Here is a 16,536-nt window from a genome sequence, read left to right on the forward strand (position 1 = left end):
ATTTACTTTATAATGTCAATTATTCCGTTAGACATCTGTTCTATGCTCCGACAAAAACTCACCCGATGCTGGCTACTTAAACCATTCTCAGATACTGCCTGCCGGTGGGCCTTGGTACCATACCCCTTATGTTTAGCAAAGTCATAGATGACAAATTCTGACTTTTTTGCCAACCTTTCCATATATCTATCTCTAGTTACCTTGGCCACAATCGAAGCTAGTCCAATCACTTTTTCTTTACCGTCTCCTTTCACTATCATCTCTTGATTTACAAACTCAGCTGGCGCTTTCAGTCCCCCATCCAGCTTCACCTCAATTGTCCCGAGGGGAACCCTCGGGGAAATTGTAGTGACTTTTTTAAGTCCGCGTTTCATAGCCAGTCTAATAGCTGGAACGATACCTATTTTGTCTATTACTGATGAGTTGACTAAGGATACAGCAAAACTTAGTTGACCAGCTTTTTTCAACTGCTGAGCTTGCCGGAAAATCGCTTCGCGATTTTCCGGCTTCAACCGCTTACTATCATTCACTCCAGGAAGCACGCTCCAATCAAAGTCAGCCGGTACCATTACTATCCCAACACCCACTGGTCCCGCCAACGGCCCACGTCCCACTTCGTCAATACCAATTAACCATTTTATATTCTTTTTACCCATCTAAATGTATCTTTATGAAATCGCTTGACAATACTATCTTATGGAGTATACTCCAAATAGTTCGTTTTGTCTTAGGGGGTTACCCCACCTGTTTTTAGGAGTTTTAATTAACTTAAGTTTGCAAGGATGCACTCTTAGTAGTGGGGAACTTTAAAAGTTTCTATATGCTTGAGTTACATTAAATCAATTTTTAACAGAATTACGTGAATAACAAAACATGAACTATGCCGTCATTCCCTCTGGGTCTGACGGCATCATTTTATATTTTTTGAGCTAAAACAAAATAAAAACCCTCCCAGACACCGCCCCCAAGCGGTGTTCTTTTTTTTATTTTTTACCTCTACACACAAAATGCTATACTGTCCGCACTATGTCTGACATACCATCAACCTCATCCTCTGACTTCATCCATCTCCACGTCCATTCGCACTATTCCCTCCTAAACGCCCTCCCTACCCCAAGTGAATTAGCTAAAGCCGCCAAAGCCGACGGACAAGACGCCCTTGCTATCACTGACGCTGGCGCCATGTACGGGATCATTGATTTTTATAAAGCTTGTACCAAAGAAGGGATCAAACCCATTCTCGGACTAGATGCCTATTTGGCGCCCCGCACCCGTCACGACAAAGAACCTCGGATCGACAAACCCCGCTCCCGCCTAGTCCTACTAGCTAAAACTTTCTCTGGCTATCAAAATATGATCAAAATGGTCACCCTCTCTAACACCGAAGGTTTCTACTACAAACCCCGCCTGGATGAAGAACTTCTAACCGAAGGACACGAAGACTTAATCTGCATCATCCCCTCTTTTGCCGGAGAAGTAGCCCAAGCTCTCAAAGACGGTGACGATGAGCTAGCCGGACAAAGATTGGATTTTTATAAAAACCTATTTGGCGACGACTGCTACCTTGAAATCACCCACCATCCGGAAATCCTAGACCACGAAGCTAATCAGCAAAAAATTATCGAACTAGCTAGAAAGACTAATACTAAGCTGGTAGCCGCTCACGATGTCTATTATCTAAAACCAGAAGACCGTCTCGCTCGCGAAACGATGGTTAAGATTCAAAGCGGCGGCGTAGTTGATACCACCGCCGATGATAGTGACGAGAACTTTTCTTTCATTACCCAAGCTGATGCCAAAGAACTTTTCAAAGACACTCCGGATGCTATCGAGAACACCGTAAAGATTGCCAACCAGTGTCATATTGAAATAGAAATTGGTACTCACTGGTACTTCCCTAACTACATTATTGAAAGTGGTAAGACTCCCGACGACGAACTCAAAGACATGTCATACAAAGGTGTTGCCTGGCGCGGTATGTCACTTGATGACAAAGTGGTGAGAGAACGTCTTGATTATGAACTGGACGTTATCAAAACCAAAGGTTACGCCACCTACTTTTTGGCCGTGGGAGACCTGCTTCGCGAAGCGCGTGAGCGTGGTATCCTGACCACCATTCGAGGTTCGGTGGCGGGCTCACTCACTACTTACGTACTTGGTATTACAAACGTAGATCCTCTTGAATACAAACTCCCTTTTGAACGTTTCCTAAACCCACAAAGACCTTCGGCACCTGATATCGATATGGATTACGCTGATAATCGTCGCGATGAGATTATTGAATATTCTAAGGAAAAATATGGTGCCGATAAAGTAGCGCAAATCGGTACCTTCGGAACCATGGCCGCTCGCGCGGCAGTACGAGACGTAGCTCGTGCCCTTGGTCACCCTTATGCTACCGGAGACAAGATTGCCAAGCTGATACCAATGGGTAGCCAAGGTTTTCCAATGACTATCAAGAAGGCTCTAGAAATCGAACCAGACTTGGCAGATTTGTATAAAAAAGATAGCGAAGCTCGTGAAGTCTTGGACTTAGCCAAACAGATCGAAGGTCGAGTCCGTCACCTTGGTGTACACGCCGCTGGCGTCGTGATTGCTCCCGAGCCACTTGATCGCTTTGTTCCTATCCAACCCGACCCCAAATCTGGAAAATATATCACTCAATACGAAATGAAAAGCGTTGGTGAAGATGGTGTAGGACTTTTGAAGTTTGACTTCCTTGGTATCAAAAACCTAGCCATTTTGGCGGACGCGGTGAAGCGCACCAAAGCCATTAGGGGTGTGGATGTCGATATAGAAAACATTCCTCTAGATGACCCAAAGACTTTTGAAATCTTAGCCAAGGGCGAGACGATGGGTCTTTTCCAGCTCAATGGTTCTGGCATGACGGCTTTTCTTAAGCAACTAAAGCCAACTACTATTCACGACATCAATGCGATGGTGGCCCTTTATCGTCCTGGTCCGATGGAGTCTATTCCTCAGTATATTGAACGCAAACACAACCCTGGACTAGTAACCTATCTCGACCCTCGCCTTGAACCAATTCTCGACCTGTCTTACGGAGTCATCACCTACCAGGACGACGTGATGGCGATTGCCCGTGAACTAGCTGGCTATAGCTGGCTTGAAGCCGATATGCTTCGAAAAGCGATGGGAAAGAAAATTCCCGAAGTAATGGCCGCGGAGAAAGATAAGCTACTAAGCGGTTTTGTTGAACACGGCAAATTATCCAGCAAAATCGCAGACAAGCTCTGGGCTCTAATTGAACCTTTTGCTGCTTACGGATTCAACAAAGCTCACGCAGCGAGCTACGGACGCGTTGCTTACCAGACTGCTTACATGAAAGCCAACTTCCCAGTGGAGTATATGTCCGCAGTTCTCACCGCCGATTCTGGCGACACCGAAAAAATCTCAGAAATTATTCGGGAGTGTGAACGCATGGGTATCGAAGTACTACCACCAGATATCAATGAATCTTTCTCAGACTTCACCGTAGTATCCGGCAAGCAAACTATTCGCTTTGGATTAACTACCATCAAAAACTTTGGTGAAGGTATTGCCGACGCCATTATTAAAGAAAGAAAAGATAACGGACTCTTCACTTCACTTAGTGATTTTCTGTCACGCATCCATGACCGCAACCTCAACAAAAAGTCTCTTGAAGCTCTCATCATGACCGGAGCTTTAGATAAGTTTGGCGAACGTGGACAAATGAATGCCAATATCGAAATGATGCTCACCTTCAACAAAGAACGAGTGGCCGAAAAAGAATCGGCTCAAGAATCGCTCTTTAACCTCATGAGTGACAGCAGTAGCAGCACTCTCACTCTGGCTCCCGCGGAAGAAGCTCCAACCATACAAAAGCTTAACTGGGAGAAAGAACTACTAGGCGTATATGTATCTGGCCACCCGCTAGCCGAACACCAAGCCGAACTAGATAAACGCCCGTCAATTAAACAGATAAAGGAAGAAGGTAGGAATGGTGTAACAGTTGTAACTGCCGGGATGGTAAGTAGCGTCAAAGAACTCCTAACCAAAAAAGGCGATCGCATGGCCTTTGTTACTCTTGAGAATCAAACCGACCAAATCGAAATGGTTGTCTTCCCCAAAACCTACACCGACCTTAAAGAAATTTTAATTGCCGGTAGCTGTATCGCTATTAAAGGTAAACTCACGATTCGTAACGATGAACCAAGTATTGCGGTTGATAAGGCGAAGCTGCTTTCGGGAAAACCTAAAGAACAAACTACTTCAGAATAAACAATAAAACACGCGGAGACTAGACAAAGTTCCGCGTGTGTTTTTATTTCAAAAAATATCAGTATCAGTATATAGATATTAAAAAATCTATTACCACTACATGTAATTGAGTAATAATCTCAGGCACATAAGATACCACAATCGAAGCTGGTAACATACCTACAGCAGTAGCAGTAATATATAGCTTTAACCTCATGTTAGAAAAAGTTCCTAACGCATAACTCAATATTCCAACCGGGATGAACATTCTCAAAACCAAAACAATAGTGAAAAATGTCTTTTCTCCATATCTTTTTTCATATTCTTCCAACTTTCTAAAAGGATATATCCTTTTAAGAAAAAGATTTCCGTAATATTTTTGAGCTATCAAAAAAGTAATAACAGCACCAACCGTCCAAGAAAAAATACTTAACAGGACCGTCGTAAAACTACCCCAGATAACCACTCCAATTGGAACAAAAGTTATCGCTGGTATCGGTATTATTAGTATGGAAATTATACCAATCAACACATAGATAATCATGCTGATAAAACCGTAATCCAAGTGCGTAATTATATCCATCCGATACTTATTTGCTAATACCGAAACGATAATAAAAATTATTGGTATAATGACAAGACTCACGAACAGATCCTTTCTTCTTTCATTTTCAATCATTTTTTAAGAACCTTTTTAGTTAATCAATCTACATACTTTATAAGATAATTTGTACTTTTAGGCAAATAAAATTTTATTATGTAAATATATTTATTTTTCTATATAATATATTTTATGGTTAGAAAAAAGATACTTATTTGGACATTGTTAATACTTACAGTAGCAGGACTGTTACTTGCCTATTTATTTGAAAATAATAATCACAATAAATACGTTGAGGTTAACTCAATAACCGAAAGACTTGGAACTGAATATAAAATTTTACATGAAATTATTGAACCAGACGAAAGACTAGGAAGACACGAAAAAAATGTTATATCTGATTTATATCACAAGAACGAAGGATGGTTACTTCGAAATAAAACAACTTATTGTTCTAATAGACTAATTGATGATATAGATAAGATTTCGACCAAATCTGGAATTTATAAATACACAGGAAACCCAGACGGTAATCAACTTACAATGGATGTTGAAAAATTTAAAAAACACCTTATTTCACTGAATGAGTTATGTGTAAACGAAACCGAATTCAATGGAGAGAAAGCTCTTGAAGCAACTTTGTTTATAAGTCCAGAACATAAAATTTGGAAAAAAGTAAAATACTAAATTTGACATTTTATTTCCTAGCGTTAGCATTAGAATATATACATAGACAGAGATTGTGGCAGCTACCAAACACAAGCATAAGATAGTTGTATACAAAGACAGTACTTTAGCACTTAAGTCAAAAAATAAATTCGCTAATTATTTTGTTTTATAAAAAATGGTGATACCTACCTCTGCCCAAGTTAAAGTTGCTTTTTCTTAAAAATGTGTTACTCTTCAAATAGAGTCGAACTAAGTTTTTTAGTTGAAGAGACTACCAATATTCTTAAACAAAATTGGAGATAAAAATGAAAATGATATTAGTTACAGATCATGAAAATGTATCCTGTAAAAAATACCACATCGATAAATTTAAGCGCAGCTCCAAAACTTATGAAGAAGTCATTAAACAAGAACTCAGCATAGAAGAGTCTCTTAACCTTAACGAAGGGGATTTAGTTATAATACCAAGGCGGATTGCCTATTATGACTACCCTATAACAAGCAGTCTTAAAAAAACCGTTGAAGAAGGCGCTGTATTATTATGGCATACTAGTAACATAAATTATTATCCCAATGAACTTAATGAAGTAAAATTATGTTGCCAAGAGCAACTTGTCAGACATTTTACAGAGAGTTGGATTAATTACAAGGTTTCAGTCTATTCACGTGGATATTCTTCTCATGGCAAGAACTTGTTTAAGTATATTAAACACAAGAAAATAAACCTTGAGAAAATGACCGCAACAGACTTTAGGGATTTGATAGGAGCTCTATCTAAAACCTGGATTGAAGGACTTGAATGGATTAGGTAACAAATCAGCCTCACAAAACAAATGTGAGGCTTTATTTTTTACTTACATAATCCAAAATACTATATATTTTGTACGCAAATTTATTTGACAATTTATTTCCTAGCGTTAGGATATATACAAACCAGAGATTGTGGTGGCTACCAACCATCGAGATGAATTTGATTTAAAATTTATCTGTACAAAGATTTTGTACCTAATCTGAAATTGGAGTGTTGGGCGGGGAAAATTTTTAAGCTTAAAAATTTTCCCCGCCCGGAAGCTCGGTGGAACCGCGGTTTATAAAATCGTCCGAGTGAATATATGAAATTTTTTCGTGTATTCACTTGGGCGATTTTTTAAATGAACAAATGAGCGTAGCGACTATTGTGAATTTACTTCCCAATTTGCTTATTCCTAAAGCAAATCGCTGGAAGAACAAACTCGAACCATCAACGAACACATTAAAGATAAAACATCTAACATTATTACTAAATAAAATTTTCTCTATGGAACAAAAACTCGAATACAAACGACACACTCTCGCTCATCTTTTGGCGGCGGCAGTACTCGAAAAATACCCACACGCTAAGCTTACTTTAGGTCCTGCCATCGATACCGGTTTCTACTACGACATCGATTTTTCGGATGGTAACGCTCCCGGTGACAATGACCTTAAGGGATTACAAAAAGACATGAAAAAACTTCTAAACAAGTGGACTGAATTTACCCACGAAGAAGTTGGTCCTGACAAAGCCCGTGAAGTCTTTGCCGGTAATCAATTTAAACTAGAGTTAATAGACGAAATTGAAGGTCGTGGAGAAAAAATTACTCTCTATACTTGCGGTGGTTTTACTGATCTTTGTCGTGGTGGTCACAGCAAAAATCCTAAGGAAGAAATCAACACTGACGCTTTTAAATTAGACAAAATTGCTGGCGCCTACTGGCGAGGTGACGAGAAAAACCCGATGCTTACCCGTATCTATGGTGTGGCTTTTGATACCAAGGAAGAATTAGAAGCCTATGAAAAACTACAAGAAGAGGCTAAAGCGCGCGATCACCGCAAGCTTGGTAAAGAACTTGATCTCTTTACCTTCTCTGATCTAGTTGGTCCTGGTCTACCCCTTTTCACCCCTAAGGGTACTTTGATGCGTGACCTAATTGTAGATAGGATTATGAAAATACAAGCTCGCTACGGTTATGAAAAAGTAACTATTCCTCATATTACTAAAAGTGACTTATACAAGACTTCCGGTCACTGGGATAAGTTTGGCGATGAACTGTTTAAAGTTAAAGGCCAATCAGACGCTGAGTTTGTTTTAAAACCAATGAACTGTCCGCACCATACCCAAATCTTTGATAGTCGCCCACGTTCATATAAAGAGCTACCAATTCGTTACGCCGAAACCACTATGGTCTATCGCGACGAACAACAAGGTGAACTACTTGGACTATCTCGAGTACGCAGCATTACCCAAGACGATGGTCATGTTTTCTGTACCGTTGATCAAATTGAACAAGAGGTGGAAAATATTGTTGGCGTAATTAAAGAATTTTACCAAGCTCTTGGTATGTATAAAGACGGAAATTTTTGGGTCTCCCTTTCGGTTCGTGATTCAAAAAACCTAGACAAATACTTAGGTAGTCAAGAAATCTGGAACAAAGCCGAAAACACTTTGGAAGAAGTAGCTAAAAAGCTGGACTTACCATACAAACGTATTGAAGGAGAAGCGGCTTTTTATGGACCAAAGTTAGACTTCATGTTCTTTGATGCGATTGGTCGCGAGCGTCAGTTAGCTACCGCCCAACTCGACTTCATCATGCCGGAACGCTTCGGACTTACTTATACTGACAAAGATGGTTCCAAGAAAACTCCGGTTATGATTCACCGCGCTATCGCCGGCTCACTAGAACGCTTCATGGCCATCATGATCGAACACTTTGCCGGTGCTTTCCCGCTTTGGCTATCTCCGGAACAACTACGTATTATTCCAGTTAATGAGGTACATCTTGAATATGCCAATAAAGTCTACACTGAACTTAAAGCCGTCGGTCTACGTGTTACCCTCGACGACAGTAACGAATCCATGGGCAAGAAAATCAGAAATGCCAAGAAAGAAAAACTTCCTTACTTCGCTGTCATTGGCGACAAGGAAGTAGCCGCTAAAAACGTCACCTTAGAATCGCGCGAAGGAGAATCAGTACAAGTTGATTTAAGTAAGCTGGCCAATCACCTTTTGACAGAGGCTGACATGCCTGATTATTAAAAAATATAAAACAAAAACCGCGCGCCAAGGGCGTGCGGTTTTTTACTTTATTACTTACCTACATATATTTCCTTCTCCATAAAAGCATAATATATAAACTGGTATTCCCTACAGTTTGTACTAGTACATAGGTGACTGTAAGTAGATTATACTCAGTTAATGAAATGATAACGAGTATTGCAGCTATTGCCATAATTAACCAAAATGAAGCAGTTTCACTATAAGGTTCTGTGTATGATTTTCTAAAAGTTGGGACATAACTCAATGCCTCAATAAAAGAAACTGTTAGCACTGCAAGTGACGGGTTGTCTAACTGCCACCAAAAGATAATTGCCAATAAAGCAAAAAAGAGAATTATTGTGTCACTCTTTGTTATATTCTTGGTACCGTATTTTAGAGACAATATAAGAATTAGTGCCATTAAACTTGTACCTATAATTAGTACCGTACTTCCAAAAACACCTCCTCCTCCGTTTATTAACGCTACTAAGGCTGTTGCTTGTGTGATTATTACAATAAGCCAAGTATACAAATGGGGTTGAGTATTCTTTTGTAGAATATCTTTAATATAAGGTGCAAATCCTATGATCACTAGTATAGAAGCTACAACTGAAGCTGCTAATTTTATATCTACGTTCTCAAACATAATTAAATAATAACACTGAATTTTCAAAATTAAGTATGACAAAAACCGCGCGCCAAGGGCGTGCGGTTTTTGTTTTTATTTATTATTTAATTAAGCGTGGGTTACCACCTTAACAGCTTTCATGATTGCCACCTTTACCGCTGAAGCCTCATCGGTATAAGTACCATCAAGTGCGCCCGTCAAAGCTTTGATCATATCAAGTAATTGTTCATCTGACAGACTTTCAGTTTCTTTAAGCAACATATCAGAAACCACTTCCTTATTTCCTTTTCGAGTTCGATAAACAGAATCCAGGTCAGCCGCCGCATCAGCTAGAGCAAACATTGGTCGGTGACCAATCATTTCGTAAGCAGCAACTACGTTACCGGTTACTATTGCCTCAGCTAGTGAACCAGATCCTTCTGGCATAACGGTTGGAATAAACTGAGTCGCTTTTTCGGCTACCTGAAACAATCCACTGTCTTTACATAAATCAATCATTCTTTTTTCGTTTATCACAATCCATCCTTCCTCTGCCGGAATCTGTGATTTAGCCGCCTTGATAATTTGACTAAGTATATTTAGTCGCTCATCAACCTCATCCACCTTACCAACAAAATGACGAATCGCATCACTTGATAAGAGCACGTGCTCTGTGTGGGCATAATTTTCAATTCGTGTAACTTCCTCATCATCAATCATATGAGCAGAAGTTTCAGCAGATGAAACATTGTCTTCTAAATTAGCATATCCAATAACGGGTGCAATTGGTAGGTTCGCCGGAACTGCGGACTCAACTACCGCTGTATCAGTTTTAGAAGTGTCAGCACCAACATTTTCAACCACCGTGGTTGGAGAGATATTATTTGAACCAGAATTTGTTAACTTAATATTATTTGTCGTTACCAACTTGTCATCATCATACAAGGTTGGACGAACAACCATCAGGTAAGCAATGTATAGAGCCCAAAGCATTAGTAGTGTGTAGAAGAGTACGGTTAGTATTGGTCCAGCCTCAAAACCAGTATATGGTACTTCAGCTAATGAAATACTAGCAATTAAAGGCTGTTGATCACGCACCTGTTTTACCACAATAGTGTCACCTTCTACCTCAACCTTAGCGGTACAAATACGATCTCTTGAACCACGTTCTACGTTCATTGTGTAAGTCGTATCTTTAGTCGGACTTAGGGTTAGAGAACCATCAAACAAGCCAATTTTGTCTTTACTAAGCTTATCCTCAGTAGTAACCAATACTTCTCCACTATCATCAACAATCTTTAGCTCGGTAGCACGGCTACTTTTCCAAACTAACTCAATCTCCTCACCGTGCTTTATTTTCACATCAGACACAGAAAGTTCACAAGTCGGAGAAGATGAACCGCCTCCGCCTCCGCCACCAGAAGTTACTACTACCGGAATTGGACAAGAGATTGTGTCGATACCATCAGTCGCTGTTAAAGTATAAGTAGTATCAGAAGTTGGAGACACAGAGATTGAACCGCTCAAGCTGGTTGAATTAATACCCCCATCAAAACTTAAGCTGGTAACACCGGTTGTGCTCCAAGCTAGAGTTGCCGCTTGCCCTCTTTTAATACTAGCCGGACTCATTGATAAGTTAACATTATTAGCACAAGATAAAGGAATTGGTGTACTTTCAACTGTAATTTCAGAAGTACAACTCACAGTCTCTCCATTAGTACCAAGGACATCTAATTGATAAGTTTTATTAGCTGTGAGAGCACCTGTGTTCTCTGTGCCGTCAAAAGCTACATTACCAAGGTCAGTCAAAACCGCTGAAGTTGCATTGGTTGTGGTCCAAATCAGATCAACTGATTCACCGCTAGCAATTGTTTTCGTCGCTGGAGACAAAGTACAAGCCGGAGCAAGAACTGGCGGTTCCTCAACTGTTAGAGTAACTGAACAAGTATCCCGTTTGTCATCATCACCAAAGGCGGTGAGTAGATATTCAGTAGTTGCAAGAGGGGTCACAGAAAGAGTTCCGGTAGCAGATACTTCACCAATACCGTTATCAATGACAACTCGATTGGCATTTAAAGTAGACCAGTTTAAATCAGCTGAATTACCTTTAAGCAAAGCGTCAGGAGTCGCGTTTAAAAATTCACACTTAGGAGCTGGGACTTCACAAGCATATCCGACAGTAGTCTCAACAGTATTACTATATGACCAATCATTGAAGTTATTTAATTCTTTAGCCGTAGCTTTGGCAGTGTTTTCTACTACCACATAAGTATCACAAGCTAGACCATCAACCACTTTACCGGTCCAAGTTATAGTTCCTTCTTCTCCAGGACTAAGTTCGTGACCATTCCACCACAACTTTCGTGAGCTTGGTACATAAAGAGGAGTGCTCCCATAGCCAGCATCAAGGTTACTTGTATGTGTCTCACTTATAAAAGTAACGTTTTGATCCACAACATCAAGAATACGTACTCCACCACCTGTACAATCAGTGGTTCCGGTATTTTTAATATTTATAGTGTAAGTTATCTCATCACCAGGATTAACCTTTGTTGAACTAACAGACTTTTCAAGGGTAAGTTCACAGTAAGCAGTCGCTGGTGGATTACCCATGTAATTTACCTGTACTTCAGAAGTACAGTTAGAATTACCGTCAGCTGACTCAGCGAACAAGGTGTAGGTGGTATCATTCTGCAGATCATCAATAGTAATAGTTCCTGACAGATTATTTAGCTCCTGACCATTTAGATAAACCTTAGCAAAACCGGTCACAGCCCAAGAAATATCTAAATCAGACCCAGCATAGATCTCATTTGAGCTAGCCGACAGGTCACAAGTACCAGCCACCCCGCCGGTACCATTGGTAGCCAAAGCACTACTTGGCAACAAAGAACCAAGTTCGTTGTTGGCATTATATGAACCGAAGTTCAAAACAGCAAAAACCAACACCATTACAAAAGCGATTGGTGCCACCTTTTTGATATCAATAAAATTTTTCATATCTTCTATAATATAAATTTATAAGTTCTATACCCTCACCTACACCTTAAGTACGCAAGAGTAACAGAAACCACAAATTACCACTCAAAAGAACGGTTGTATTACTGTCCCGAGCTGGTTTAGCAGACAGTTACTTGTGAAAATACTTAGTTTAGAACAGTAATCTTTTTCCTTATAAACAAACGCTAGTTGATTTTTATAAGTTTGTCAATAGGGCTTTTATAAAGCTCTCACCTCAGAAAGTTCAGCCTCAATAATAAATCTGTCGTCTACCGAGCCAAAACTGTTACAAGTAGCCAAGACAAGTTTTTGTGTCTCACCAGCAATTGGGACACTAGCGTTGGCTGCGTAAGCTTTGTATACTTTATTTACCTTGTACACGTACTCATCTTGACCTGACTGAAGCCTTACAACGTCTCCCCACTTGAGGTTTTGTATGCCGTTGAAAGCTTTAAAATTTTTATTGTTTACCACCGGCAAATAACTGGAGTGTCCTAAAATAAACACCGTACCATTTTGATCCAAAGTAGCCGAGTCAGGATGTCTAACTGCTCCGTCCAGCAAAGCGTTGTCTAAATCATGAACTGATCTTGAAGTTGGATTAGCAACTTGGATGGTTTTATCAAGAGTGTCGAAAATAATTTTTTCAGGCTTCACATTTTGGATTGTTGAAACTATGGGTGTTGAAGTGTCCTCTATGACATCAACTTCACTGACACCTGCGTCATTTACAGTAAAACCGGACAAACCGGATTCCTCAACAGAATCATCTTTATTTATCTGATCGGAAGAAATCGGTTCTGGTAAAAAATCAAACCAAGCTAGAACAGCGTATGAAATTAAAAATACTATGAAAAAGGTAGTTACAAATGCAACTTTTTTTTCTAAGATTATATCCATAATTTCTGACTGATCCTGACTAGTTTTTTCCATATAAATTATTACTAAATGACATTAATATATATAACATATTTTATTTTGTTTGTCAATGCAACATTTTTAATAAATGTCTATACTACTGATAATATAAGCCTTGGTCTTGACAGACTAGTTTAAATATAGTATTATAAAAAGATATGACAAACACAACTGAAAATCCAAATGACTCCAAAAAAGGTGCACAGAAGCTGATTATGGCAGCTGGGCTGATAGCTATTATAGTATTCTTTGCTTGGTCTGCAGTTCAAATTGTAAAAATATTCCCTACTGCTGTCAGCTCATTAGCTTCACTGGCAGATAATGTCTATAATTACAGAGAAGGAGATAAAAAACAAACTATCTCTGCTACATCTGACCGCAGTATTATGAACAGTGGTGAATCCCTAGAGGTGTGGTGGGAAAATACTAAAACATCAGGTACTTATACCTTTAATTACGAATGTAAAGATGGTGTGGCTATCGACATTAAAACGACCGATAAGGAATTCGTGAGTCTGAGTTGTGGCAGTTCCTACGATCTTGGACTTGTCGATCGATTAGAAATGCAAGTCGATTCAGAAAAGGCCCGCTTTGCTGAAATAGCCTACACAATATCTTACATCAAGAACAATTCCTCAGAACCAGATTCTTCACAGACTAAAAGTATATCCGTTTTAAACACCAACATAGCCGAAACGGAGTCTATTACCGATACCGACACTCAATCTGAGAATGAGAACAAGCCTGAAGAGGCACCTAGCGATACAACAACAGAACCTACAGAAACCAAGGAGACTGTATCTACGCAACCAAAGCCTGTCATACCAACTGAAACAGTATATACCTACGCTATACCTGTATCAGATCCAAACGGGAGTACTGACTTAGTCGTAAGTGATCTTAAAATTGGTGTTGAAAATAATACAGATACTTTTATAGAAACCAATAGCATAATACAGGATATACCAGGTGTAATTAAATTCACCGTACATAATATTGGCAACAAAACTTCTAACACTTGGGTTTTCGAGGTGGAACTACCTGGCAATGTAACTTACAAGTCAGACGATCAAGACCCATTAAAACCTAATGAAAGGGCTATCATCACCATTAATTTCCCAGCGGTTAATGAAATTGGTAAAGACTCAATCTCAATTCAAACCTTTACTAGAAGTGACGCCAATATAACCAACAACTATCTCAACGAATCAGTTACCGTAACCCAGTAGAAACATAAAAAGACCGCCCTAAGGCGGTCTTTTTATGTATTCTGTATTTGTCCAAACTAAATATCCAAATTGGCCATCTTAGCATTGGACTGAATAAATGACTTTCGACTAGAAACGTCAGTCCCCATAAGGATATCAAACACCTTGTCGGCCATTTGTGCATCATCGATAGTAACTTGCTTTAAGATACGAAACTCTGGATTCATAGTAGTTTCCCACAGCTCATCAGCATTCATTTCACCCAAACCTTTGTAGCGTTGAATTCTAACCTTAGTATTCTTCTTGCTGACCTCAGCTTCTGCTTCCCCCTCCGAATCTTCTTCTGTCACCTCTTCTTCATCTACAGTTACTCCCATATCTGTTAATATCCTGAATTTTTCCTCGTCGTCAAAAGCGTAGTGCATTTCTTTGCCGCGCTGGATTTTGTACAAAGGAGGTTGTGCGATATAGATAAAACCACCTTCAATCAGAGGTTTGAAGTACCGATAAAATAAAGTCAGAAGCAGGGTTCTAATATGAGCTCCGTCAACATCAGCGTCAGTAGCAATAATGATTTTGTGATAACGCAGTTTAGAAATATCAAACACGTCACCAATTGCAGTACCAAGAGCAATCACCACATTTTTAATTTGCTCTGAAGCCAGCATTTTATCAATACGAGCACGCTCCACATTGAGAATCTTACCGCGCAGTGCCAAAATAGCCTGAGTCTTTCGATCACGTCCCATTTTAGCTGAACCACCAGCTGAGTCTCCCTCTACCACAAACAGCTCTGAGTCTTCCGCTTTCTTACTTTGACAATCAGCCAGCTTACCTGGCAAAGACATTCCTTCAAGCGCACCTTTACGAAGCACACTGTCCTTGGCCGCTTTGGCTGCTTTTCTGGCTTTAACTGCAATAATAACTTTATTGATAATAGCTTTAGCATCGTCAGGGTTCTCTTCTAAGTAAGTTGCGAAAGCTTCACCAAACACTGTCTCAACCGCTCCTCTCGCCTCTACCGAACCCAGCTTGGCCTTGGTCTGACCCTCAAACTGAATTTCGGGCATTTTGACCGACACTACTGCAGTGATACCCTCTAACACATCGTCTCCGGTAAAACTGGTGTCTTTGTCCTTGACGGAAAAGAAATTATTTTTCTTAGCGTAGTTATTGAGAGTACGAGTAAGCGCGGTTTTAAATCCGGTTACATGTGTGCCATGCTCTGGGTTATAGATGTTATTAGCGAAAGCCGAGATTCGAGCGGAAATATCGTCAACATACTGTACCGCTACCTCAACCGACATTACCATCTCATCAATATCATTCTTCTCAACGTAAAAAATATTTTTATGAACTGGTTTTTGGTAATGATTATTAAAAGCTACCAATGATTTAAGTCCACCTTCAAAATAAAAATGTTGCTGTGGTACTTCTAAACGATCGTCGCTTAGGTACTGTTTCCCTTTCAGATCAAGCTTCTTCTGCTCGGCTTCACTCATCTCCCTAGCATCAAGCACAGATATTTTCATTGCTTTTACCAAGTAAGCTTGCTGACGTAAGTGATTTACAATTCGTTTAAAATCATAATTGATTTCTTTAAAAATTATTGGGTCGGCTTGGAAAGTTATGATTGTACCCTGCAATTTTGATGGTCCAACTTTTTTTACTTTAGCCTTTGGCTTACCGATGTTGTACTCTTGCATATAATATCCGCCGTCACGATGCACTTCGGCAATAACGTGAGTTGAAAGTGCGTTTACCACTGAGACACCTACACCATGAAGACCACCAGATACTTTATAGCCTTCTCCGCCAAACTTACCTCCAGCATGAAGAGTGGTTAGAATGGTTTCCAAAGCAGAAACTTTTGTCTGTTTGTGTACATCAACCGGAATACCACGTCCGTTGTCTACCACACGAATATAGTTATCAGGTAGGAGAGTGACCTCCACCCGATCAGCAAAACCACCCATCGCTTCATCGCGTGAGTTATCAAACACCTCCCAAATCAAGTGATGGAGACCGTCTGGACCGGTAGTACCGATGTACATTCCCGGACGCTTACGAACCGGCTCCAATCCTTCCAAAACAGAGATAGATGAAGCATCATATCCTCCTTTCTTTTTATCTTTTTTATCTGCCATGCTGAATTATTAAAACGTTAAAATATGGGGTTATTATAGCAGATAAATAACTGATTGTCTGGTTGATTTTATAAGAAAATAAGGGCAAAAAA

11 protein-coding genes are annotated in these 16,536 nt (G+C 39.8%); 5 read left to right on the top strand and 6 right to left on the bottom strand.

Translation table 11 applies throughout. The annotated features are described in order from the left end of the window. Window positions 1–2: 2 nt before the first annotated feature. A complete protein-coding gene (locus tag H6779_01390; protein USN88083.1) occupies window positions 3–656 on the bottom strand; it encodes a ribonuclease HII in 654 nt (217 codons plus the stop codon). A gap of 370 nt (window positions 657–1,026) precedes the next feature. On the opposite strand from H6779_01390, the gene dnaE reads away from it, so the two are divergent. Then, window positions 1,027–4,260, top strand: coding sequence for a DNA polymerase III subunit alpha (dnaE, locus tag H6779_01395; protein ID USN88084.1), 3,234 nt, complete (start codon window positions 1,027–1,029; stop codon window positions 4,258–4,260). Window positions 4,261–4,324: 64 nt separating this feature from the next. On the opposite strand, the gene H6779_01400 is transcribed toward dnaE, so the two are convergent. Beyond that, window positions 4,325–4,918 (bottom strand): TVP38/TMEM64 family protein, encoded by a 594-nt coding sequence (locus tag H6779_01400; GenBank protein ID USN88085.1) that lies wholly within the window; start codon window positions 4,916–4,918, stop codon window positions 4,325–4,327. A gap of 114 nt (window positions 4,919–5,032) precedes the next feature. On the opposite strand from H6779_01400, the gene H6779_01405 reads away from it, so the two are divergent. From H6779_01405 to H6779_01415, 3 genes are all read left to right on the top strand, one after another. Further along, entirely contained in the window at window positions 5,033–5,527 is a 495-nt protein-coding gene (locus tag H6779_01405) for a hypothetical protein (protein ID USN88086.1), read from the top strand. A gap of 287 nt (window positions 5,528–5,814) precedes the next feature. Continuing rightward, window positions 5,815–6,321, top strand: a complete 507-nt coding sequence (locus tag H6779_01410; protein USN88087.1) for a hypothetical protein — start codon at window positions 5,815–5,817, stop codon at window positions 6,319–6,321. Between the two features lie 485 nt (window positions 6,322–6,806). Continuing rightward, window positions 6,807–8,564 (top strand): threonine--tRNA ligase, encoded by a 1,758-nt coding sequence (locus H6779_01415; GenBank protein USN88088.1) that lies wholly within the window; start codon window positions 6,807–6,809, stop codon window positions 8,562–8,564. 58 nt (window positions 8,565–8,622) lie between these two features. Here the strand turns inward: H6779_01415 and H6779_01420 are convergent, their stop codons facing one another. The 3 genes from H6779_01420 to H6779_01430 all read right to left on the bottom strand — a co-directional run bounded on the left by H6779_01420 (window position 8,623) and on the right by H6779_01430 (window position 13,104). Beyond that, the gene (locus H6779_01420) at window positions 8,623–9,210 is read right to left on the bottom strand and encodes a hypothetical protein (protein USN88089.1); all 588 of its coding nucleotides are present in this window, start codon (window positions 9,208–9,210) and stop codon (window positions 8,623–8,625) included. A gap of 90 nt (window positions 9,211–9,300) precedes the next feature. Further along, a complete protein-coding gene (locus H6779_01425; protein USN88090.1) occupies window positions 9,301–12,171 on the bottom strand; it encodes a DUF11 domain-containing protein in 2,871 nt (956 codons plus the stop codon). Window positions 12,172–12,390: 219 nt separating this feature from the next. Then, window positions 12,391–13,104, bottom strand: a complete 714-nt coding sequence (locus H6779_01430) for a sortase (protein ID USN88091.1) — start codon at window positions 13,102–13,104, stop codon at window positions 12,391–12,393. 143 nt (window positions 13,105–13,247) lie between these two features. Between H6779_01430 and H6779_01435 the strand changes: the two genes are divergently transcribed. Continuing rightward, on the top strand, window positions 13,248–14,318 hold the full coding sequence (locus H6779_01435; GenBank protein USN88092.1) for a hypothetical protein: 1,071 nt from the start codon (window positions 13,248–13,250) through the stop codon (window positions 14,316–14,318). 56 nt (window positions 14,319–14,374) lie between these two features. Here the strand turns inward: H6779_01435 and H6779_01440 are convergent, their stop codons facing one another. Then, on the bottom strand, window positions 14,375–16,444 hold the full coding sequence (locus H6779_01440) for a type IIA DNA topoisomerase subunit B (GenBank protein USN88093.1): 2,070 nt from the start codon (window positions 16,442–16,444) through the stop codon (window positions 14,375–14,377). Window positions 16,445–16,536: the final 92 nt, after the last annotated feature.

The organism is Candidatus Nomurabacteria bacterium (assembly GCA_023898525.1).
Taxonomy (GTDB): Bacteria; Patescibacteriota; Minisyncoccia; order Phycocordibacterales; family UBA918; genus OLB19.

What these genes read in the sequence shown, in the direction of transcription:
- H6779_01390 (USN88083.1), bottom strand. Translation starts at nt 656, where the DNA reads ATGGGTAAAAAGAATATAAAATGGTTAATTGGTATTGACGAAGTGGGA.
- dnaE (USN88084.1), top strand. Translation starts at nt 1,027, where the DNA reads ATGTCTGACATACCATCAACCTCATCCTCTGACTTCATCCATCTCCAC.
- H6779_01400 (USN88085.1), bottom strand. Translation starts at nt 4,918, where the DNA reads ATGATTGAAAATGAAAGAAGAAAGGATCTGTTCGTGAGTCTTGTCATT.
- H6779_01405 (USN88086.1), top strand. Translation starts at nt 5,033, where the DNA reads ATGGTTAGAAAAAAGATACTTATTTGGACATTGTTAATACTTACAGTA.
- H6779_01410 (USN88087.1), top strand. Translation starts at nt 5,815, where the DNA reads ATGAAAATGATATTAGTTACAGATCATGAAAATGTATCCTGTAAAAAA.
- H6779_01415 (USN88088.1), top strand. Translation starts at nt 6,807, where the DNA reads ATGGAACAAAAACTCGAATACAAACGACACACTCTCGCTCATCTTTTG.
- H6779_01420 (USN88089.1), bottom strand. Translation starts at nt 9,210, where the DNA reads ATGTTTGAGAACGTAGATATAAAATTAGCAGCTTCAGTTGTAGCTTCT.
- H6779_01425 (USN88090.1), bottom strand. Translation starts at nt 12,171, where the DNA reads ATGAAAAATTTTATTGATATCAAAAAGGTGGCACCAATCGCTTTTGTA.
- H6779_01430 (USN88091.1), bottom strand. Translation starts at nt 13,104, where the DNA reads ATGGAAAAAACTAGTCAGGATCAGTCAGAAATTATGGATATAATCTTA.
- H6779_01435 (USN88092.1), top strand. Translation starts at nt 13,248, where the DNA reads ATGACAAACACAACTGAAAATCCAAATGACTCCAAAAAAGGTGCACAG.
- H6779_01440 (USN88093.1), bottom strand. Translation starts at nt 16,444, where the DNA reads ATGGCAGATAAAAAAGATAAAAAGAAAGGAGGATATGATGCTTCATCT.